Annotated in this window: 22 protein-coding genes; all 22 read right to left on the bottom strand. The window is 38.8% G+C overall.

What is annotated here, in order from left to right:
- Positions 1-164: 164 nt before the first annotated feature.
- On the bottom strand, positions 165-851 hold the full coding sequence (locus BLR27_RS14630) for a gluconate 2-dehydrogenase subunit 3 family protein (protein ID WP_090706115.1): 687 nt from the start codon (positions 849-851) through the stop codon (positions 165-167).
- 4 nt (positions 852-855) lie between these two features.
- Complete coding sequence (locus BLR27_RS14625; RefSeq protein WP_090706113.1) at positions 856-2,595, bottom strand: GMC family oxidoreductase; 1,740 nt, start codon at positions 2,593-2,595, stop codon at positions 856-858.
- A gap of 116 nt (positions 2,596-2,711) precedes the next feature.
- A complete protein-coding gene (locus BLR27_RS14620; RefSeq protein WP_090706111.1) occupies positions 2,712-3,212 on the bottom strand; it encodes an acetyl-CoA carboxylase biotin carboxyl carrier protein subunit in 501 nt (166 codons plus the stop codon).
- A 3-nt stretch (positions 3,213-3,215) separates the two neighbouring features.
- The gene (locus BLR27_RS14615; protein WP_090706109.1) at positions 3,216-3,887 is read right to left on the bottom strand and encodes a DUF4159 domain-containing protein; all 672 of its coding nucleotides are present in this window, start codon (positions 3,885-3,887) and stop codon (positions 3,216-3,218) included.
- Complete coding sequence (locus BLR27_RS14610) at positions 3,884-4,585, bottom strand: 16S rRNA (uracil(1498)-N(3))-methyltransferase (protein WP_090706108.1); 702 nt, start codon at positions 4,583-4,585, stop codon at positions 3,884-3,886. The genes BLR27_RS14615 and BLR27_RS14610 overlap by 4 nt, the downstream gene beginning before the upstream one ends.
- Before the next feature lie 15 nt (positions 4,586-4,600).
- Positions 4,601-5,920, bottom strand: coding sequence for a hemolysin family protein (locus tag BLR27_RS14605; protein ID WP_090706106.1), 1,320 nt, complete (start codon positions 5,918-5,920; stop codon positions 4,601-4,603).
- A 5-nt stretch (positions 5,921-5,925) separates the two neighbouring features.
- Positions 5,926-6,468, bottom strand: a complete 543-nt coding sequence (locus BLR27_RS14600; RefSeq protein WP_090706105.1) for an inorganic diphosphatase — start codon at positions 6,466-6,468, stop codon at positions 5,926-5,928.
- A 5-nt stretch (positions 6,469-6,473) separates the two neighbouring features.
- A complete protein-coding gene (locus BLR27_RS14595) occupies positions 6,474-7,133 on the bottom strand; it encodes a DedA family protein (RefSeq protein WP_090706103.1) in 660 nt (219 codons plus the stop codon).
- Positions 7,134-7,178: 45 nt separating this feature from the next.
- The gene (locus BLR27_RS14590; protein WP_090706102.1) at positions 7,179-8,558 is read right to left on the bottom strand and encodes an NADH-quinone oxidoreductase subunit N; all 1,380 of its coding nucleotides are present in this window, start codon (positions 8,556-8,558) and stop codon (positions 7,179-7,181) included.
- A gap of 4 nt (positions 8,559-8,562) precedes the next feature.
- Positions 8,563-10,026: a complex I subunit 4 family protein gene (locus tag BLR27_RS14585; protein WP_090706099.1), complete on the bottom strand. Its 1,464-nt coding sequence runs from the start codon at positions 10,024-10,026 to the stop codon at positions 8,563-8,565.
- A 23-nt stretch (positions 10,027-10,049) separates the two neighbouring features.
- The gene (gene nuoL, locus BLR27_RS14580) at positions 10,050-11,957 is read right to left on the bottom strand and encodes an NADH-quinone oxidoreductase subunit L (protein ID WP_090706097.1); all 1,908 of its coding nucleotides are present in this window, start codon (positions 11,955-11,957) and stop codon (positions 10,050-10,052) included.
- A gap of 46 nt (positions 11,958-12,003) precedes the next feature.
- Positions 12,004-12,333, bottom strand: a complete 330-nt coding sequence (nuoK, locus tag BLR27_RS14575) for an NADH-quinone oxidoreductase subunit NuoK (protein WP_090706095.1) — start codon at positions 12,331-12,333, stop codon at positions 12,004-12,006.
- Between the two features lie 2 nt (positions 12,334-12,335).
- Positions 12,336-12,833: an NADH-quinone oxidoreductase subunit J family protein gene (locus BLR27_RS14570; RefSeq protein ID WP_407641189.1), complete on the bottom strand. Its 498-nt coding sequence runs from the start codon at positions 12,831-12,833 to the stop codon at positions 12,336-12,338.
- Positions 12,834-12,942: 109 nt separating this feature from the next.
- A complete protein-coding gene (locus BLR27_RS14565) occupies positions 12,943-13,440 on the bottom strand; it encodes a NuoI/complex I 23 kDa subunit family protein (RefSeq protein ID WP_090706091.1) in 498 nt (165 codons plus the stop codon).
- Between the two features lie 67 nt (positions 13,441-13,507).
- Positions 13,508-14,545: an NADH-quinone oxidoreductase subunit NuoH gene (nuoH, locus tag BLR27_RS14560; RefSeq protein WP_090706089.1), complete on the bottom strand. Its 1,038-nt coding sequence runs from the start codon at positions 14,543-14,545 to the stop codon at positions 13,508-13,510.
- The gene (locus tag BLR27_RS14555; RefSeq protein ID WP_090706088.1) at positions 14,545-15,546 is read right to left on the bottom strand and encodes a 2Fe-2S iron-sulfur cluster-binding protein; all 1,002 of its coding nucleotides are present in this window, start codon (positions 15,544-15,546) and stop codon (positions 14,545-14,547) included. Before BLR27_RS14555 ends, nuoH begins: the two co-directional genes overlap by 1 nt.
- A gap of 68 nt (positions 15,547-15,614) precedes the next feature.
- Positions 15,615-16,985 carry an NADH-quinone oxidoreductase subunit NuoF gene (nuoF, locus tag BLR27_RS14550; RefSeq protein WP_090706086.1) on the bottom strand — a complete coding sequence of 457 codons (1,371 nt, stop codon included), beginning with the start codon at positions 16,983-16,985 and terminating at the stop codon, positions 15,615-15,617.
- An 85-nt stretch (positions 16,986-17,070) separates the two neighbouring features.
- Complete coding sequence (locus BLR27_RS14545; RefSeq protein WP_090706084.1) at positions 17,071-17,586, bottom strand: NADH-quinone oxidoreductase subunit NuoE family protein; 516 nt, start codon at positions 17,584-17,586, stop codon at positions 17,071-17,073.
- A complete protein-coding gene (locus BLR27_RS14540; RefSeq protein WP_090706082.1) occupies positions 17,579-18,790 on the bottom strand; it encodes an NADH-quinone oxidoreductase subunit D in 1,212 nt (403 codons plus the stop codon). Before BLR27_RS14540 ends, BLR27_RS14545 begins: the two co-directional genes overlap by 8 nt.
- Positions 18,787-19,290, bottom strand: coding sequence for an NADH-quinone oxidoreductase subunit C (locus tag BLR27_RS14535; protein ID WP_090706080.1), 504 nt, complete (start codon positions 19,288-19,290; stop codon positions 18,787-18,789). Before BLR27_RS14535 ends, BLR27_RS14540 begins: the two co-directional genes overlap by 4 nt.
- Positions 19,290-19,832 carry an NADH-quinone oxidoreductase subunit B gene (locus tag BLR27_RS14530; protein ID WP_090706078.1) on the bottom strand — a complete coding sequence of 181 codons (543 nt, stop codon included), beginning with the start codon at positions 19,830-19,832 and terminating at the stop codon, positions 19,290-19,292. Before BLR27_RS14530 ends, BLR27_RS14535 begins: the two co-directional genes overlap by 1 nt.
- 108 nt (positions 19,833-19,940) lie before the next feature.
- Entirely contained in the window at positions 19,941-20,312 is a 372-nt protein-coding gene (locus tag BLR27_RS14525) for an NADH-quinone oxidoreductase subunit A (RefSeq protein ID WP_090706076.1), read from the bottom strand.
- Positions 20,313-20,336: the final 24 nt, after the last annotated feature.

The raw sequence follows: 20,336 nt of genomic DNA, 5'->3' as shown, positions 1-20,336 counted from the left end.
TAATCAATTCAGAATAAAAAAATCTATAATAATCTCTATCGTACAAATTAAGGCCATTCGTATTAATAAGACATTAGGACAAGATCAATTTAAATGCATAAGACTGAAACAATTGCTTCAGTCTTATGCATTTAAATTAATAACAACAAAGTACTTACAATCAATTAACTATCCCAGGTCATGATCTTACCCCTGTCTTCAGGCTTAAGACATTGATCCAGAGTTTTCTGATCATATTCAAGTCCGTATTGTTTTAAAACCTTATCAGGAACACCATTCCACTCATTTGGCTGATTACCTTTATAAGCCATATCTGAAATCCCTTCCTTACTCGTAAAGAAACCGGTTGCAGTTAAGTTACGCATGGTATTAAAAAAGCTTACTCCTGCAGAGTTCTCCGGAGCAGCTTTCTCAGGGAATGCGATCAGTTCAACTAATTCAATTTGCTGTTCTTTACCAGCTTCGGCAAATGATTTTTTAAATAGTTTAAGTGATTTAATATCGAGCCATTTTAATCCGCCTCTCATTGGGAGCTGATACCTTGGCTGATCCTTCACAATAAATTCGATAAATTCAGGCACTTTAGCTTCACTTGCACTACCAGAATGCTCATCACGTGGAATGATGATATCTGCAAGAATGGTGATCGTACTTAGTTCTGCAGCACTAAAGAAAGTCTCCGACATCAGCTTCTCGTCGATCAGCTTTTCTTCAGCGGTACGACCATAGACACCTGATTTTCCGCTGTCTGCAGTGTTCTTAGAATCTTTTTTATCACATGAAGTTGCTAAAATAGTACCAACGCTAACTGTTCCAACAGCCAATGCTTTGAGTGAGTCTCTTCTGTTCATCTGATTAAATATTTTGCTTTTTTAACTGATCAATGATGTATTCTGAAGCCCGCATAGATAAGGCTAAGATGGTCCAGGTAGGATTTTTATCCGCCTGAGAAACAAAGGCACCTCCATCAACCACGAACAGATTTTTTACATCATGTGCCTGATTATATTTATTTAATACCGAAGTATTGCGGTCATTTCCCATACGGGTAGTACCCACTTCATGTATGATCCTTCCCGGGGCTTCAAGTCCATATTTACGGTCTTCGCCTGGTTTTTCACCACTTGCAATACCCCCCATAGAATGGATAAGTTCTTCGAAAGTATCCTGCATATGTTTTGCTTGTTTTACTTCCTGATCTGTCCAGTTATAATTGAATCTTAATACCGGAATTCCATATTTATCTACAACTCCCGGATCAATTTCACAATAGTTTTCAACTCTTGGAATACTTTCACCTCTACCGGCAAAACCTACTGTTGAACCATAATATCTACGGTAATCATCTTTAAGAGATGCGCCATATCCACCGGCAGCCTTCATTTTACCATCTTTCCCAGGATATTTTCCATTGGTGTTTTCCATTCCAAAACCGAATCCATAAGAAGGCATTCCTAATCCACCCCAAAATTCAATGTGATAGCCACGGGCAAAATCAAGCTTTTTATTGTCAAGCCACCATGGAATATACAAATGTAATCCCCCAACTCCATCTTCATTATATCGTTCTCTATCCATTAGCTGAGGGATAAATGCTCCCCTGGAAGCTCCTGTAGAGTCATGCAGATATTTTCCAACCATTCCACTTGAATTTGCCAATCCATTCGGGTGGGCTGAAGATTTTGAGTTAAGAAGTAAACGCGCAGATTCACAAGCACTTGCAGCCAGAACAACTACCTTTGCATTGACCTGATATTCCTGCATATCGGTCTTATCTACATAAGAAACACCTGTTGCTTTTCCTTCTTTATCAGTTAATACCTCACGTGCCATCGCATTTACATACACATCGGCATTCCCGGTTTTTCTTGCTGGTTTAACCAGACATGTAGAAGATGAAAAATCGGCGTGAACAGAACAGCCGCGATTACACTGGTTACAAAAGAAGCAGGAACCGCGATCTTTATTTATAGGTCTTGTCAAAATTGACAATCGAGCCGGAATAACAGGAATCCCAATGTTAGTTGCAGCCTTTTTAATCATTAACTCATGAAGCCTTGGCTTTGGAGGGGGAAGAAAGTAACCATCAGGTTCATTATAGATTCCCTCTTTGGTGCCAAATACACCGATCATTTTATCAATGCGATCATAATATGGCTTAACATCATCGTAGCCGATAGGCCAGTTATCCCCTAATCCGTCAAAATCTCTGCGCTTAAAATCTTTAGGACCAAATCGAAGGGAGATCCTGCCCCAGTGATTGGTACGACCACCAAGCATTCTGGATCGGAACCAATCAAATTGAGTTCCATTTTTCCTGGTGTAAGGTTCACCTTCTATTTCCCATCCACCATAGGCAGCATCGAAGTCGCCAAAGGCACGGTTTGTACCAGCACCCCTTCTAGGAGATTCATATGGCCACTTTAGTTGAGTTTGCTGTTCTGGATTTGCCGGATCATAGTCAGGCCCTGCTTCAAGCAATGCAACCTTTAGTCCTGCTTCTGTGAGTATTTTCGCCGCCATTCCCCCACCTGCACCTGAACCTACAATACACACATCGTATAATTCGCCCTTGGTTTTAATTTCTATAGCCATCAGATAAATATTGTTTTAACTTTTTAACTTAAAAGTTTTTTGAAAATAAACAATATTTACTTGCCTAAAGAAAATATAATTGAAGATTAACGTATTCCTGGTGTAAAAGTAATTTATCAGGAAAAGATCATCATCACCTGATTCTTTTCAACTTTATCACCCGGATTTACCTTTACAGACTTGATGATCACATCGGCAGGTGCTTTAATAATATTTTCCATCTTCATAGCTTCAAGCACAAGCAGGTTGCCCCCTTTTTGTACCACTTCGCCTTCAGATGCCAGAATTCTTAAAACCAAACCAGGCATTGGTGCTTTAATTTCTGAAACCTTTACTATGTTCAAATTATCCATTCCAAGTTGATGCAAAAGCTCATCAAACTGATCGGTCATTTGCATGGAATAAATATTGTTTCCCACTTTAACCGAACAGGTTTTTTTCTGCTTATCAAACTCGATCAGCTCGGCATTAAATGACTTATTATTATACAATACATTAAATGAACGACTATTAACCTTTAAAATATCACCCTGAAAAGGAAGTCCGTTAATTAATGTTTGATTGCGTTCTGAAGAAAGCTCAAAATTGAACTTGTTATTTACCTTTATCTTGAGCATGTATTACTGCGTTAAAGCGTACTGTATTAAATTTGAACCCATTTTCAGAGCCCTTTGCCTTGCTTCCTCGGAATCACCTGCATAAGTTCCTGAATCTTCCCAGCCATTGCCCAGGTCGCTTTCAAAAGTATAATAACAAACAACTCGTCCCTTATAGATCAAAGCCATCCCCTGAGGCCGCTTCCCATCATGTTCATGAATTTTAGGAAGACCAGATGGAAACTTGAACTTTTGGTTATATAGAATATGATTTGCAGGCAACTCTTCAAAATCAAGCTCTGGAAAAACCCGTTTCATTTGAGGCCTGATAAATTTATCCAAACCGTAGTTATCATCAATATGCAAAAATCCTCCGCCCATTAAATACTTACGCAAATTTTCTGCTTCCTGATCACTGAACACAATGTTACCATGGCCGGTTAAATACACGAATGGATAGTTAAAAATATCTGAACTTCCAGCCTCAACAATTGCCTCATCTTTGTCAAAATTGGTACCCAGATTCTTATTGCAAAAATCGATCAGATTAGAAAGTGCCGTTCGGTTGGCATACCAGTCGCCACCACCGTTATATTTCAGCTTTGCAATTTTATAAGATGGGGCATTAAATGAAAAAGATATCCCTGCAAAGAGAAAAAATAGAAATACTAAGCCATAGCTTAATAAATATTTCATCTGTTTAAAAAATTTATTTCAAAACAGGCTTCAAGAGCTGCCGTTTCTGTTCTTAGCCTTGAATCTCCCAGGCTAACAGGTATAAAATTATTGTTTACCGCAGCTTCAACTTCTTCTAAAGTAAAATCACCCTCCGGACCAATCACTATCAAATAATTGGAATTTGGAATGAGCAATTCCTTAATAGTGACCTTACCTCCGTCCATACAATGAGCTATAAACTTCTGAGTATTTGCATTTTGGGTGATGAGGTCGTTAAAACGTACAGCTTCATTAAGTTTTGGGTGGTAGGCCTTAATGGATTGCTTTATGGCCGAAGTAATTACTTTATTCAAACGCTCGGTTTTGATTTCCTTTCTTTCAGAACGATCACAAATTATCGGGGTAATTTCATCGATCCCAATTTCTGTGGCTTTTTCCAAAAACCATTCAACACGTTCAATATTTTTAGTTGGAGCAATAGCAATGTGCAAATAATGGTTTCGCTTACCGAAATTTTCCACCTTGCCCAATATCTTAAGTTTGGTTCTTTTAGGATGCGGATCTTCTATGATCGCATCATAAAATCCTCCATTGCCATCCACCAAATAAAGTAAACTTCCCGAATCAAGCCTTAGAACTTTTATACAGTGTTTACTTTCTTCTTCGCTAAGAATATAGGTTTCTAAGTTAATATCGGGTGTATAGAATATATGCATAAGCCGACCTCCTTGTTAGTGTAAATCTACAGCATCCTCACTATTAATTACCAATTCCAGCTTCACAGATTCAACGTTCTGATCTGCCTTTTTGAGAATGGTAATGGTATATCCATTGAAATCACTTGTTTCTCCAACCTCTGGTATCTTTCCAAAGATCTCGCTCACAAGACCAGCCACAGTATCATAATCACCATCTTCAGGAAGATCATGAGGCAGGAACTCGTTTACGTCATAAATTGAGGCTGTTGCATCAATAATAAATTCATTTTCTGATATTATCTCAACTATCGGCTTTTCTTCATCATATTCATCCTGGATCTCTCCAACCAGCTCTTCAACAATATCTTCTAAAGTTACCATACCGGCAGTACCACCAAATTCATCAAGTACAATTGCAATCTGGATGCGCTTCAACTGAAGTTCACTTAGCAGATCATTGATCTTTTTAGTTTCAGGAATAAAATAGGGCTTACGGATAATGTCCTTAAGTATACACTCTTTGCTATCAGCCAATAAAGGAAGAATATCTTTTGCATGAACAATTCCAACGATCTTATCTATGGTTTCATCATAGACAGGAATTCTGGAATAACCTTCACGGATAATAATTTCAAGAACCTCTTTATGAGGTGTATTCAGTTCAATACCAGATATCTTGGTTCTGGGAACCATAATATTCTTTACAACACGCTCATTAAAATCAAATACGTTTTTTATAAGCTCATGCTCATTGGTTTCCAAAGCACCACTTTCTTTTCCCTGATCAAGCAGATACTGCAATTCTTCAGAACTATGGTGAGCCTCATGACCACCGAGAGTGCTTATACCAAGGAGCTTCAGAATAAAATTAGCGAACCCATTCAGCAGCCAAATAAAAGGCCTGAACACCAGATAGAAAAAGTGAAGGGGCAGGGCAATACCCATGGTAGTTCCAATCGGGCGCTGAATAGCTAATGATTTAGGGGCTAACTCTCCAAAAACAATGTGCAATACCGTAATAATTGCGAAAGCAAGGACATGGCCAATATTGGTAGCAACTGAAGAAGACATATCTACCTGTATAAAATTGAAGAACCGGCTAACGATATCTGTCATTACAGCTTCTCCAACCCAACCGAGGCCAAGTGAGGCTAAGGTTATTCCCAACTGGGTTGCTGCCAGATAACCATCCAGGTGCTGGGTCATGTGTTTTGCAATTTTTGCTACACGACTACCTGTTTTTGCTTTAATTTCGATCTGGGATGCCCGAACTTTTACCAGAGCAAATTCCGCTGCAACAAAAAATCCGTTAAGAAAAACCAGGAAAAATGTAAAAAACAGTGCGAGACCCATATTGTCTATAAATTTACAAAAGTGGTCTTATACAATTCTAAACTTTCTCTGATTACTTTGTAGGCATAGTTCTTACCCAGCAAATGTTCAATACTTACATTTTTGCGTTCCAAAGCCTTATAATCCTGGAAAAATCTCACAATTTCTGTCATAGTGTGAGGCGGCAATTCCTTAAGATCTTCAATATAGTTTACTGACATGTCATTTTTAGCCACAGCTATGATTTTATCATCCTGCTCGCCATTATCTACCATATGCATTACTCCAACCACTTTCGCTTCAACAATAGACATGGGATAAACATCTACAGAACACAATACTAATATATCCAATGGATCCTTATCATCACAATAAGTTTGCGGGATAAAGCCATAATTAGCAGGGTACATAACTGAAGAAAATAATACACGGTCTAAACGGATAAGGCCCGATTCCTTATCGATCTCATATTTAGCTTTCGATCCTTTCGGAATCTCTATGATAGCATTTACAATGGAAGGGATATCTTCACCAGGAGAAACATTATGCCAGGGGTGGTCTTTATTCATATTTTTTAAGGATTTGGCTCTTCTTCATCGCTTCTGTCTCCTCCGATCTTCCTTTTCAAATAGGTTACAATAAGCGGAATAGTAGTAATTAAAATGAAACCTACAATGATGTATAATAAGTAATCATTGATCTCCTTCTCAAAACTTCGGCCAAGAAAGAATCCTAGCAAAGTTAAGGATGTAATCCATAGAAAAGCACCTGTAATATTATAAAATGCAAATTTATTAAAATCAAGTTTTACTATACCTGCAATAATTGGCGCAAATGTCCGTACGATAGGTATGAATCTACCCATAATTAATGCAAATGCACCCTGCTTCCTGTAGTAAACCTCAGCGGCTTTAAGATATTTCTTCTTAAAGAAAAAAGTATCCTCTCTTTGATACAAAACAGGACCAGTTTTATTGCCAAACCAATAACCAACAAAATTTCCACTGATAGCAGCAGCAATTAAACCAGCAATTAAAATATAAATAGAAACATCCAGCTTGCCTGTCGCAACAAACATACCTGCAAGAAATAACAGATAATCTCCGGGAAGGAAAAACCCAAAAAATAATCCTGTTTCCGCAAAAATGACAAAAAGAAGAAGATAAAATCCTCCCTCCCTAAGCAGCTTTACCGGATCAATAAGATGTTGAAGATAATCCCAAATCTCGTGCATAAGTTCGATATGCGTAAAGCTACACTATTTATAGAATATTTTAGCTTAGAAAAGGTTGGATATAAAGCCAGGATATACACCAACAATTATTGTAAGTAATGCAGAAAAGCCGAGTACGAAATTAAAGTATGGTGAAGACTGTACCTCATTACGTTCTGCAGATTTAAAATACATGGATACAATAACTTTTAAATAGTAGAAAATACCAATTACTGCGTTCACTACTGCAAGAACTACCATGATGATATGATACTCTGAAAGTGCAGTTGAAAACATCATGAACTTACCTATAAAACCGGCTGTCAAAGGTATACCTGCAAGAGAAAGCATCGCAACGGTCAGGGTAAAGGCAATAAATGGATTTTTACGGGCCAGACCATTGAAGCTTTCGAAATTATCTGATCCTGTTTGGCGCTTAACAAGGATCAAAACCGCAAATGCAATAATTGAAGCAATAGAATAGGCACTTGCATAAACAAACACTGAGTTTCCTGAAAGCGGTCCTAAAGCAACGATAGCAAAAAGCATATAACCTGCATGTGAAATACTTGAGAAAGCAAGCATTCTTTTAAAGCTATGCTGATACAGGGCTGTAACATTACCTATAAATAGTGTCAGAACAGAGATAACCAGTAATACAGGCATCCAGAAATCATGTAATGGTGCAAAGCAAACCATGAATAATCGAAGAAATGCAGCAAATCCTGCAGTCTTAACTACGGTACTCATGAAAGCAGTGATCAATGTTGGTGAGCCTTCATAAACATCAGGTGTCCAGAAATGAAATGGGGCAGCTCCTATTTTGAAACTTAGCCCGATGATCATCAAAGTTACTCCACTATAAAAAAGAGGTGAAATACCTGTAGGGTTAGCGATGACATATTCTTTAATGGCAGTCAGGTCGAAACTTCCGCTTGCTCCATAAAGAAATGCAATTCCAAGCAACAGGAATCCGGTAGAAAACGCACCCATTAAAAAATACTTCAATGCAGCTTCATTTGATTTGAAATCATGCTTTCTGATACCGGCAAGAATATATAGACTCACAGACATGATCTCTATACCGATAAACAGCATAGAAAGATTATGGAATGAAACCATGACCAGAATTCCAATCAAAGCGAAAAGTATAATGGTATAATATTCTGCCACATGCTCACTGATATGTTCAAAATAATCCTTTGAGATCAGCAGAATAAGCATGGTAGAAATGATGCAGATCGATGTAAATGCAACGGCAAAATTATCAAACAGCATCATGCCGCTATAAATTGGAGCAGCTCCGGAATTCCATTCGAGGATACTTAAAGCCAGGGCAGCCGCCAAACCTATTAAGGTTACAGGCAGCAAAGCATTTTTTGCCTTATACAAGCCCAGGTAAAGTACCAGAATGGCTAAAACAGATAGGGTTATTAATGCGTTCATGCTTTTATTTAACTAAAATCTTTTGATTAACCTGATCAAGCAGGTTGATAACTGCCGCTTCTGATATATTCAAAATGGGCTGTGGGTATACTCCTATAAAAATAATCAATACTGAAATGATCAGTAATACAGATTTCTCTGTTCCATCAAGGTCCAAAAATGCGGAAGTGCTGGTATTTACTTGACCCAGCATTACTTTTTGATACATTCTGAGCATATAAACAGCTCCAAGTATAATGGTCAAACCAGCAATTGCTGCATACCAGATATTGAAATTATAAACTCCCATTAGAAGAAGGAACTCTCCTACGAAGCCGTTGGTCAATGGTAAAGCAACAGTACCCAATAAAACTATCAGAAATGCAATGGCGAGCATAGGAGCCGGCTTTGCAATTCCACCCATCAGGCTTAAGTCCCGGGTATTTAATCTGCGGATAATAATATCTGCTATAAAAAACATCCCAACCACATTGATTCCATGATTCAGCATCTGAATCATCGCTCCCTGCAGACCCTGAACATTCCATGCAAAAATACCCGCAGAGATCAATCCGACGTGAGCTATTGAAGAATATGCGATCAGTCGCTTGATATCATTTTGGGTGAATGCAATAATTGAGGCATAAACAACACCTATTACTGATAATATCAGTGCCGTTTCACCCCAGGCCTGAAATCCAAGTGGTGCAACAGGAATTAACCAGCGGATCACACCATAAATTCCCATTTTAAGCATAATACCAGCAAGAAGCATCGTGCCTGTAGTAGGTGCCTCCGTATAGGTATCAGGCTGCCATGTATGGAAAGGGAATACCGGCATTTTTATGGCAAACGCGATAAAAAATGCCCAAAATATCCATCCCTGAGTAACTGAGTCTAGCTCCAGTTTATAAAATTCTGCGATATCATAACTATTACCCGGTGTTTGCAAATGAAGATAAATGATGGCTAACAACATCAATAAACTACCTGCAATGGTATAGACAAAGAATTTCAAGTTAACCTTGATACGATTTTCTCCACCCCACAAGGCGCATATAAAATAAACAGGGATAAGGGCAACTTCCCAGCCGATATAGAATAGAAAAGCATCAAGAGCTGTAAATACAATCAGTAATCCACTTTGCATAAAGAATATCAATGCATAAAATGCATTCTGATCTTTTACATCCTGTTTGAAACTGGATAAAACTATTATTGGAATCAGGAGATTTGTCAATAATAATAAGACCATGCTTATTCCATCAACACCTGCCTTAAAATGTATTCCGAATTGGGGGATCCAGGCCAGATCCACAAGAAATTGTGTAGTGGCATCAGGCGTAAAATTCAAATACAGGTAAACAGTAATGAGTAATGATACTAAAGAGAATGCACCCGCCAGACCTCTCACGATAGTTTTACCTGACACAAGAATGATGAGTGCAGCAATTAGCGGAATAAAAATTTGTAACAGTAAAATTTCCATTTATCTCGTTCTACTCTTTAATATTAAATTTTGTACATACTATAAAACAGTAATGCAAGTATTCCGGCAACCATCATAAAGATGTAAAAGCCAACCATACCTGTTTGAAGCAATCTGAATCCTTTACTGGCTTCAACTGCACCTTTTCCAAATCCATTTACAATCCCATCAATTCCAGCTTTATCCACTGTTTTGTAAAAAAAGCCTGACAAGGCATCCAAAGGACGGGTGATCAATGAATTATAAACTTCGTCGACGTAAAATTTGTTGTAGGATAAACGTGCAAGCATACCACGATCTGTCCGGTCGTCGGCAGGAACATGCGCCTGTTTAACATATCGGCTATAAGCATATAACATGGCTATCAATGCAGCAGCAACTGAAATTGCCATCAGAATATATTCAGTGGTATGATCCAGAGTCATTGCACCTGTTTTAGTTGCAGAAACTGCAAAAACCGGAGCAAGGAAGCTTTCCAGCCAATGTCCGCCACCCAGCACAGCAGGAATTCCGATCAAGCCTCCCAATGCAGATAAAACTGCAAGCACAATCAAAGGAATGGTCATTGAAGCAGGTGATTCATGCAGATGATGTTCCTGATCTGTAGTACCACGGAAACCTCCGTTAAAAGTGAGAAACATCATGCGGAACATATAAAAGGCAGTAAACATTGCCCCGATCACGGCGATCACCCAGAATACTTTGTTGTGTTCGTATACATGAGCTAATATCTCATCCTTTGAGAAAAAACCTGAGAAAGGAGGCAGACCAGCAATCGCAATAGTACCTATCATCATGGTCAGGAAGGTAACCGGCAATTTCTTTTTTAATCCGCCCATATTCCTCATATCCTGCTCATTACTCATCGCATGGATCACAGAACCTGCTCCAAGGAACAGTAATGCCTTGAAAAATGCGTGAGTGATCACATGGAAAAATGCACCTGTATAAGCCCCAACACCTAAACCTAAAAACATATAACCTAACTGTGAAACAGTTGAGTATGCCAATACTTTTTTAATGTCAGTTTGTGATACTGCAATTGCTGCAGCAAGAAAGAGAGTGGCAAGTCCGATAATGGAAACCACGCCCAAAGTCTCAGGAGCTAATGTAAAAAGTATATTAGATCGTGCGATCATATAGATACCTGCAGTTACCATGGTGGCCGCGTGGATCAATGCAGAAACCGGAGTCGGACCAGCCATCGCATCGGGTAACCAGGTAAATAAAGGAATTTGAGCTGATTTACCAATTGCACCTACAAATAGCAGGGCAGTGATCAGAATAAGTGTTGAATCACCGGAAGCCATATTGGCAGCCTGTGGGAATACGCTTGCAAACTCAACACTATTGAATGTGGTAAAGATCAGGAATACCGCAATCAGGAAACCAAGGTCTCCAATACGGTTCATTACAAATGCTTTTTTTGCAGCACTTGCATAAGCTGAATTGCTGAACCAGAATCCGATAAGAAGATAAGAGCATAAGCCAACACCTTCCCATCCTATGAACATTACAACATAATTAGATCCAAGTACCAGCAGGAGCATGAAGAAAATAAACAGATTCAGGTATGAAAAGAATTTGCCAAACCCTGCATCATGATGCATATAACCGGTAGAATAGACATGGATCAAGAATCCGATCCCTGTGACGATAAGCAGCATTAATGCGCTCAATGGATCAACCAGGAATGAAAATGGAATTTTAACAGATCCGGCACTGATCCAATCGAAAATCGGAATGATAAATGATTTTGTTTCGGAAGAATTGAGTTCAAGGAATATTCCTATACTGACGGCAAAAGAAGCCAGAACAGTCAGACATCCAACAAAGCCCACTACAGTTTTAGACAGCGTATTGCGGCCTAACCCGTTAATGAGGAAACCTAAAAGTGGAAATAAAGGAATTAACCAGACTAAATTTATCATTATTATATTCTATTTGTCCTGTGCGAAAGCAGAGGATCTTGCTTTATTACCACTTTAATTTATTCAAAATATTAACATCCGTTGAATTTGTATTTCGGAAGATCATAACGATTATGGCCAGACCTACTGCAACTTCCGCTGCGGCCAATGCCATAATAAAAAACACAAATACCTGTCCGGAGGGATCATTATGATGTACAGAAAATGCTGTAAGTAATAAATTTACTGCATTGAGCATCAACTCAACAGACATGAAAATTACGATTGCATTCCTTCGGATCAATACTCCGATCACACCGATCGAAAAGATGATAGTACATAACAGGATATAATGATTTAAAGGTACGCCCTGAATTGCCTGAGTTACATTTTCCATTATTATACCCGTTTAATATCTTTTTTAGCCAACAAAACTGCTCCAACCATAGCTGAGAGTAATAAGATAGATGAAATCTCAAATGGCAGCAGGAATTTACTGAACAATACCTTACCGAGGTTTTTTACCAATCCAAGATCCTGAGTTTGAAGTACCAGAGGTTCAGAAGCATTCAACACTCTGGCAGAACCTACCAGTGTAATTATTAAACACATCCCTGCAATTACACCTATCATTTTAAGCAAATTGGATTTTGATCCGACTGAACCCTCATTAAGATTAAGAAGCATGAGTACAAAGAGGAATAATACCATAATTGCTCCCATATAAACAATGAAATTCACTATTGCCAGAAACTGTGCATTCAACAGAATGTAATGAATAGTGAAAGTGAAAAAAGTGACAATGAGATACAGCACGCTATGTACCGGATTCTTCGCAAAGATCACCATGAGTGCGAAGAATATGGACAGGAAAGCAACAAAATAAAATAGAGATATACTCATTAATAAGGTATTTTAATCTTCACTCCAAATCTGGGGCAAAGGTATAATTTCTGCCGAATTATTTACAGGATCCGGCTTGCCCAATTATAAATTTATGCAGTCATTAAGCTTTCAAAGGCTCTTCAACTAATTTATCTTTACCGTAAATAAAATCCTTTCTTAAATAATCCGCTGGAACTATAGGCCCATCCAGATAAATAGCCTCTTTCGGACATGCCTCTTCACATAGTCCGCAGAAAATACAGCGAAGCATATTGATCTCATAAACAGCGGCATACTTCTCTTCACGGTACAATTCCTCTTCACCTTTCTGGCGCTCGCCAGCGATCATTGTTATTGCTTCTGCAGGACATGAAAGAGCACAAAGTCCGCAGGCAGTACAACGTTCGCGTCCTTGTTCATCCCTTTTTAGAGAATGCATTCCTCTCCAGTTCTCAGAAAATTCACGTTCAACTTCAGGATAGAAAATAGTTTCCTTCTTTTTGAACATATGCCTGAAAGTAATTCCCATCCCCTGGAAAATTGCCGGGAAATATAAACGCTCCCAGAAATTCATTGGTTTCTGTTCTAAAACTTTTTTCCTGTTACTTAATGGTTCCATAGACCCTAAATCCTCCTAAAAGGGTTTTTTTAAATTTATCAATCTGAATGTTAAAATAACAGACGAGTTATAGTTTGTCAAAAATTGTAATCACAATTCCTGTTATGACAATGTTTGCAATTGCCAAAGGAATCAATACTTTCCAGCCCAGATTCATAAGCTGATCATATCTGAAACGAGGAACTGTCCACCTCACCCACATGAAAAAGAATATGAAAGCAAAGATCTTAAGTAACAATACAGCCATTCCTACCAAAGGACCAAACAAGGGGCCAAGCATACTATTCACCCAATCCATTCCCGGATAGTTATAACCCCCAAAGTAAAGAGTTGACATTACTGCTGAAGCAAGGAACATATTCAGATATTCAGCGAACATGAATGCTCCCATCTTAAATCCTGAATATTCTGTGTGATAACCGCCTACTAGCTCTGTTTCACATTCCGGCAAATCAAATGGTGTTCTATTTGTTTCAGCAAAAGAACAAACCATGAAAATAATGAAACCAAGTGGCTGATAGAATATATTCCAGTTCATACCATGCTGCTGCTCGGCAATCTCTTTCATACTCAGCGTATTGGTAGCCATCAATAATGCGATGATCGACAAACCCATCGGAATTTCATAACTGATACTTTGTGAAGCTGCTCTGATAGCTCCCATAAGCGAAAACTTATTATTGGAAGCCCATCCACCGATCATAATTCCATATACACCAAGTGAAACCACCCCGAAAATATAGAGTATTCCAACATTGACATCAGCAATCTGTAAACTAACCAGACGGTCAGCTATCTGTATACTTTCACCCCAAGGAATTACGGCACTTCCAATTAAAGAAGTTAATAATGCAAGTGATGGCCCCAGAATAAAAAGTGCTTTACTTGAATCTGTTGGTATGATCTCTTCCTTGAAGAACATCTTTAATCCATCTGCCAATGGCTGGAACATACCTCCGGGACCGGCTCTGTTTGGACCTACCCTATCTTGTAAGTACCCGGCTATTTTTCTTTCAGCAAGTGTAGAATATGCTGCTACAGTTAAACTGATCAGAAATATGACCGTTACTAAAACGAATTTTTCAATTATAAATGCTAGTTCCATTAAACCTTAGTTGCTCTGTCAAATTCAATTTTATTGGCTTCAATCAATATTGGATTATCCTTGATCACTGGCAAAGGAGTCATCTCATAGTGATTGGAGGAAATTACTGAAGTATGCGAAATATGACGTGGACCCTCAATTACCCAATCACTTGTATTTTTAGTATCAAAACGGCAGGTATTACATATAAAGTCTTCTACTTCACCAAACTGATCTTTACGTCCTGTTACTCTTAATACCTCTTCGCCTTTATACCAAAGTGTTACTTTACCCTTACATTTCGGGCAATCACGATGAGCATCTACCGGTTTAGTAAACCAAACGCGGTTTTTAAAGCGGAAAGTTTTATCAGTTAAAGCACCTACCGGACAAACATCAATTACGTTCCCTGAAAAATCATTATCAATAGCTTTCTCAATGTAGGTTGATATTTCGGAAGCATCTCCACGGCCCAAAATACCATGAACACGGTTATCCGTGATCTGATCTGCAACGTAAACACATCTGTAGCATAAAATGCAGCGTGTCATGTGCAATTGAATCTTATCACCAATGTCTATTCTCTCGAAAGTACGACGATCAAATTCATATCTGGTATCAGCAACACCATGCTCATAAGACAGATCCTGCAAATGACATTCACCAGCCTGATCACAAACCGGACAATCCAGAGGATGATTGATTAGAAGCATCTCAACAACTCCCTTACGCGCTTCTATAACTTCAGGTGAAGTAATATTCTGCACTTCCATTCCATCCATCACTCCGGTTCTGCAAGATGCTACCAGCTTTGGCATTGGACGCGGATCCTTTTCAGAACCTTTGCTCACTTTTACCAGACAGGTACGGCATTTACCACCACTTCCTTCAAGTTTAGAATAATAGCACATAGCAGGCGGCACAATATCTCCCCCTATCTGACGAGCAGCATTGAGAATACTTGTACCCGGTTCTACTTCAACCGTTATACCATCTATTGTTACTTTAACTTTATCGCTCATTGTTTAAAATTCAAAACCTGTGCTTAATATCAAAGGGCTTTCCGTCCAAATTTTTGACTTTTTAATTTTTAATTTTGACTTGCAACCTCTTCCAGTTTTGGCAGTGGATCAGCATATTTCGCCAAACCATAATTATGTTCCATAACTTCCTTTGGATTAGTAACATGCCATTCAAATTCATCTCTGAAATGACGAATCGCACTGGCAACTGGCCAGGCGGCAGCATCTCCCAAAGGACAAATCGTATTGCCTTCTATTTTCTTAGAAACATCAACTAAAAGGTCGATATCACTCATTTTACCATGTCCATTCTCCAAACTATGAAGTACCTTTTCCATCCATCCAGTACCTTCACGACATGGCGAACATTGTCCGCAGCTTTCATGATGGTAAAAACGGGAAAAATTCCAGGTATTTCTAACAATACACTGATCTTCATCAAAAGCAATAAAACCACCTGAGCCCAGCATGGAGCCAGTTTGAAAACCACCATCAGATAGTGACTCATAACTCATTAAACGTGGCTGACCATTGATTGTTTTCAGGATCAGGTTGGCTGGCAAAATCGGAACGGAAGATCCTCCCGCCACAACTGCCTTCAATCTCTTTCCATTGGCTATTCCACCACAATATTCTTCAGAATATATGAATTCTTCAACCGGAAGCCCAAGTTCTATTTCGTAAACACCTGGCTTATTAAGATTACCCGAAGCGGAGATAAGTTTTGTACCTGTACTTCTACCATTTCCGATTTTTGAATATTCTTCACCTCCATCATTTATGATCGGAACTACTGCTGCTATAGTTTCAACATTATTAACAACAGTAGGACATGCCCATACACCTGAGATTGCCGGGAAAGGTGGTTTGATCCTCGGATTACCACGTTTACCTTCCAGTGATTCGATCAAGGCAGTTTCTTCACCACAAATATAGGCTCCACCACCTGGCTGAACATATAATTCAAGATCATATCCGGATCCAAGTATATTTTTCCCCAGAAACCCGGCATTTTTAGCTTCAGCAATTGCTCTTTCCAGTATCCTGATCTGGGGCATCATTTCACCACGAACATAGATATAGGATGTTTTTGCACCAAGGGCAAAACTGGCAACGATCATTCCCTCGATCAATAGATGAGGAATGTGAGTCATCAGATAACGATCCTTAAAAGTACCAGGCTCAGATTCATCCGCATTACATACCAGATAACGCTCTCTGCCTTCTGGCTTAGCCAAAAAGCTCCACTTCATGCCTGTAGGGAAACCAGCGCCTCCACGTCCGCGTAATCCGGATGTTTTAACCTCTTCAACCACAGCATCCGGTGTCATGGTTTTCAAAGCTTTTTCTACCGCACGATATCCTCCATTCTGACGATAAACATCGAAAGTATGAATTCCTGGTACATTTATATTCTCTAATAATAACTTGCGAGCCATTCTTATTTTGATGTGAGATCTGAGATGAAAGATGTGAGATATTCGAATGAAATAAGTTCCAAACTTCTGTCTCTCATCTGTTTACTCATATCTTATTCTTTAAATTTTCTATCAATTTATCAACACTCTCTTCTGTTAAATTCTCATAAAAAGTATATTCAGGTCCGATCTGTAAAACAGGAGCCATTCCACAGGCTGCTAAACATTCTACCCCTCTCCAACTGAAATTACCATCTGCAGTAACTTCACCTTCCTTCACACCTAATGTCTTTTCAATATGAGTCATGATCTTCTCAGCTCCTACAAGGCAGCAAGGTCCGGTACGGCATACTTCAAGGACAAACTTACCCTGAGGACGAAGAAAGAACATTGTATAGAATGTTGCTACTTCATAAACCTCAATGGCTTGGATCTGAAGAAAATCTGCAACTTTTTCCATTGCTTCAGGACTAACCCAGCCATATTCAGCCTGCACAAGATGCAGGACAGGCAATAACGCTGATTTTTGTTTTCCTTCAGGATAACGCGTTACAATTTCCTCAAACTTGCTGATCAAGTCTGCCGAAAATTCAATTTCTTTATGTTCAGTTACACTAAGCATCTAATTCTCCTGCAATTACGTTCAAGCTACTCATATTGATAATGGCATCTGATAATAACATACCTGCACTCATTGGCGCATACATCTGGTAGTTTATAAAGCTAGGTCTTCTGAAATGCAAACGATAAGGCGATCTGCCTCCATCATTCACCAGATAAAAACCTAATTCTCCATTTCCACCTTCAACGGCATGGTAGACTTCAGTTTTTGGAGTATCGATCTCTCCCATTACAATTTTGAAATGATAGATCAACGCTTCCATATTATTATAAACTTCTTCTTTTGGAGGAAGGTAAAATTCAGGAACATCGGCATGAAAAACACCTTTCGGTTCTTTTTCAATCTTTTGAAGTGCTTGCTCAATGATCCTTAAGCTCTGCCACATTTCCTCGTTACGAACGATATAACGATCATAAACATCTCCGCTTGTACCAACCGGAATATCAAAATCAAAATCCTGATAGGATGAATAAGGTTCGTTTACACGTACATCATAATCTACACCTGTGGCACGCAAAATAGGTCCGCTCCAGCTATAATTAAGCGCTGTTTCAGGATCTACTGCCCCAACGCCAGAAGTACGCTCAATGAAGATCCTGTTACGATTAAATAAAATTTCAAATTCTTTGAGTATAGGCGGGAATTTTACCAGAAACTGCTTGATCTTCGCAAATGCGATATCATTGAAATCACGTTCAAAACCACCAATACGACCGATGTTAGTGGTTAGACGAGCGCCACATATTTCCTCATAGATCTCATAAATATGCTCTCTCTCTTCCATCAAATACAGGAAGCCGGTAAATGCGCCGGTATCAACACCTAAAATCCCATTACAAATCAGGTGATCTGAAATACGGGCAAGTTCCATGACAATTACTCTCAGATAATCAACTCTTTTGGGAGTTTCGATGCCAAGTAGTTTTTCAACGGTCATATGCCATCCCATATTATTAATAGGGGATGAACAATAGTTCATACGATCTGTTAAAGGTGTTATCTGGTAAAAGGGGCGATGTTCAGCAATTTTTTCAAACGCACGATGTATATAACCTATCGTAGAAACACCACTTACGATTCTTTCTCCGTCCATTTCCAAAATATTCTGGAAAACTCCATGCGTTGCCGGATGGGTAGGACCAAGATTTAACGTGATCGTTTCTTTTTGAGGGTCGTTATCTGTAAATATGGGGTGATTCGTCATCTTCCGAAGAAATAATCCTTTTTATCAACACGATTTGGGTCTTCCAGCGGATGCTCTCTTCGCATCGGGAAAACTGTCATATCATCAACATTTAAAATTCTTATCAGGTTTGGGTGGCCATCGAAAATAATTCCGAAAAAATCATAAGATTCACGTTCCATCCAGTTTGCGCCTTCCCATAAGGATGTTGCAGTTGGAATATGCGGAGCCATTCCATCAAGAAAAACTTTTATTCTGACACGAATATTATTTGACAGGCTGTGCAGGTGATAAATAACACCAATTGAAAGTTCCTGCTCCGGGAAATGAATTCCGGTAATATCGGTCAGGTAATTAAATTTAAGTTCTTTATCCTCCTTGAGGAATCGTAGTACTTCGCTGATATTGCCGACCGAAGTTTCAAATGTCAGTAAACCAAATGGCTCATTTGGAACAGAAATTCTATCCCCAAACTTTGAAGTTAAACTTTGTACGACTTGCTGGTTGCTTAGTTTGCCCATTACTGGATTCCGTATCTGCCTAATAATTCTTTATACTCTGGTGATTCTCTTCTGCGAAGGGATTCATTCTTTACAAGTTCCTGTATCTTATTGAAGCCATCAATGATCGCTTCTGGTCTTGGAGGACAACCAGGTACATAAACATCAACGGGGATGATCTCATCAATTCCTTGCATTACTGAGTAGGTATCAAATATACCACCACTACTTGCACATGCACCTACTGCAATTACCCATCGGGGCTCTGCCATCTGAAGATAAACCTGCTTTAAAACAGGTCCCATTTTCTTGGCAATAGTACCCATTACCATCAGAAGATCTGCCTGACGTGGCGAAAAACTTGGTCTTTCTGATCCAAAACGAGCAAAATCATAGTGCGATCCCATGGTAGCCATGAACTCTATACCACAACAGGAAGTTGCAAAAGGCAATGGCCACAAGGAGTGAGACCTTGCCAGTCCGACCACCTTATCCATTGATGTTGCAAAGAAACCCGATCCCTCAATACCCGGAGGTGCTTCAACTATTTTTACTTCACTCATAATCTTTCAAAAGAAAAAGCCCAGTTCAGACAAGTCTAAAATGAGCCCAAATTTAAGAAATTTAATGTTTTCAATTGTTTAAACCATTATTTAGAACCAGTCTAAATGCTACTCCCAGTCCAGTGCTTTCTTTTTAATTATATAAATAAATCCAAGTAAAAGTGTTCCCATAAATATGAACATCTCAATCAGACCATTAACTCCAAATTCTCTGAAATTTACAGCCCATGGATACATGAAAATTACCTCTATATCAAAAAGAACAAATAATATTGCGACTAAGAAATATTTAATAGAAAATGGCTGACGGGCGTTACCAACAGATTTAATTCCGGATTCGAATGCAACCAGTTTATCAGCGGTTTTACGTTTCGGCCCAACCAAATGGGTAATAGTCATTGTCAGAACTACAAATCCTAGAGCCACAATTATCTGAAATATAATAGGCAGATAACTGAGTGATGTACTTTGTGCTTCCATTTTTAAATATTACGATGCAAATAT

It is taken from the genome of Daejeonella rubra, assembly GCF_900103545.1.
Taxonomy (GTDB): Bacteria; Bacteroidota; Bacteroidia; order Sphingobacteriales; family Sphingobacteriaceae; genus Daejeonella; species Daejeonella rubra.
Note: the sequence above shows the minus strand (reverse complement) of the source record. Positions and strands in the feature narration are given on the sequence as shown.

Coding starts and splice junctions, on each gene's coding strand:
- BLR27_RS14610 (WP_090706108.1), bottom strand. CDS start 4,585: ATGCATATATTCTATACACCCGATATTAACTTAGAAACCTATATTCTT.
- BLR27_RS14625 (WP_090706113.1), bottom strand. CDS start 2,595: ATGGCTATAGAAATTAAAACCAAGGGCGAATTATACGATGTGTGTATT.
- BLR27_RS14545 (WP_090706084.1), bottom strand. CDS start 17,586: ATGCTTAGTGTAACTGAACATAAAGAAATTGAATTTTCGGCAGACTTG.
- nuoK (WP_090706095.1), bottom strand. CDS start 12,333: ATGGAAAATGTAACTCAGGCAATTCAGGGCGTACCTTTAAATCATTAT.
- BLR27_RS14535 (WP_090706080.1), bottom strand. CDS start 19,290: ATGGGCAAACTAAGCAACCAGCAAGTCGTACAAAGTTTAACTTCAAAG.
- BLR27_RS14595 (WP_090706103.1), bottom strand. CDS start 7,133: ATGCACGAGATTTGGGATTATCTTCAACATCTTATTGATCCGGTAAAG.
- BLR27_RS14585 (WP_090706099.1), bottom strand. CDS start 10,026: ATGGAAATTTTACTGTTACAAATTTTTATTCCGCTAATTGCTGCACTC.
- BLR27_RS14600 (WP_090706105.1), bottom strand. CDS start 6,468: ATGAATAAAGACCACCCCTGGCATAATGTTTCTCCTGGTGAAGATATC.
- BLR27_RS14530 (WP_090706078.1), bottom strand. CDS start 19,832: ATGAGTGAAGTAAAAATAGTTGAAGCACCTCCGGGTATTGAGGGATCG.
- BLR27_RS14615 (WP_090706109.1), bottom strand. CDS start 3,887: ATGAAATATTTATTAAGCTATGGCTTAGTATTTCTATTTTTTCTCTTT.
- BLR27_RS14540 (WP_090706082.1), bottom strand. CDS start 18,790: ATGACGAATCACCCCATATTTACAGATAACGACCCTCAAAAAGAAACG.
- BLR27_RS14590 (WP_090706102.1), bottom strand. CDS start 8,558: ATGAACGCATTAATAACCCTATCTGTTTTAGCCATTCTGGTACTTTAC.
- BLR27_RS14565 (WP_090706091.1), bottom strand. CDS start 13,440: ATGGAACCATTAAGTAACAGGAAAAAAGTTTTAGAACAGAAACCAATG.
- nuoL (WP_090706097.1), bottom strand. CDS start 11,957: ATGATAAATTTAGTCTGGTTAATTCCTTTATTTCCACTTTTAGGTTTC.
- BLR27_RS14525 (WP_090706076.1), bottom strand. CDS start 20,312: ATGGAAGCACAAAGTACATCACTCAGTTATCTGCCTATTATATTTCAG.
- nuoF (WP_090706086.1), bottom strand. CDS start 16,985: ATGGCTCGCAAGTTATTATTAGAGAATATAAATGTACCAGGAATTCAT.
- BLR27_RS14605 (WP_090706106.1), bottom strand. CDS start 5,920: ATGGGTCTCGCACTGTTTTTTACATTTTTCCTGGTTTTTCTTAACGGA.
- BLR27_RS14630 (WP_090706115.1), bottom strand. CDS start 851: ATGAACAGAAGAGACTCACTCAAAGCATTGGCTGTTGGAACAGTTAGC.
- nuoH (WP_090706089.1), bottom strand. CDS start 14,545: ATGGAACTAGCATTTATAATTGAAAAATTCGTTTTAGTAACGGTCATA.
- BLR27_RS14620 (WP_090706111.1), bottom strand. CDS start 3,212: ATGCTCAAGATAAAGGTAAATAACAAGTTCAATTTTGAGCTTTCTTCA.
- BLR27_RS14555 (WP_090706088.1), bottom strand. CDS start 15,546: ATGAGCGATAAAGTTAAAGTAACAATAGATGGTATAACGGTTGAAGTA.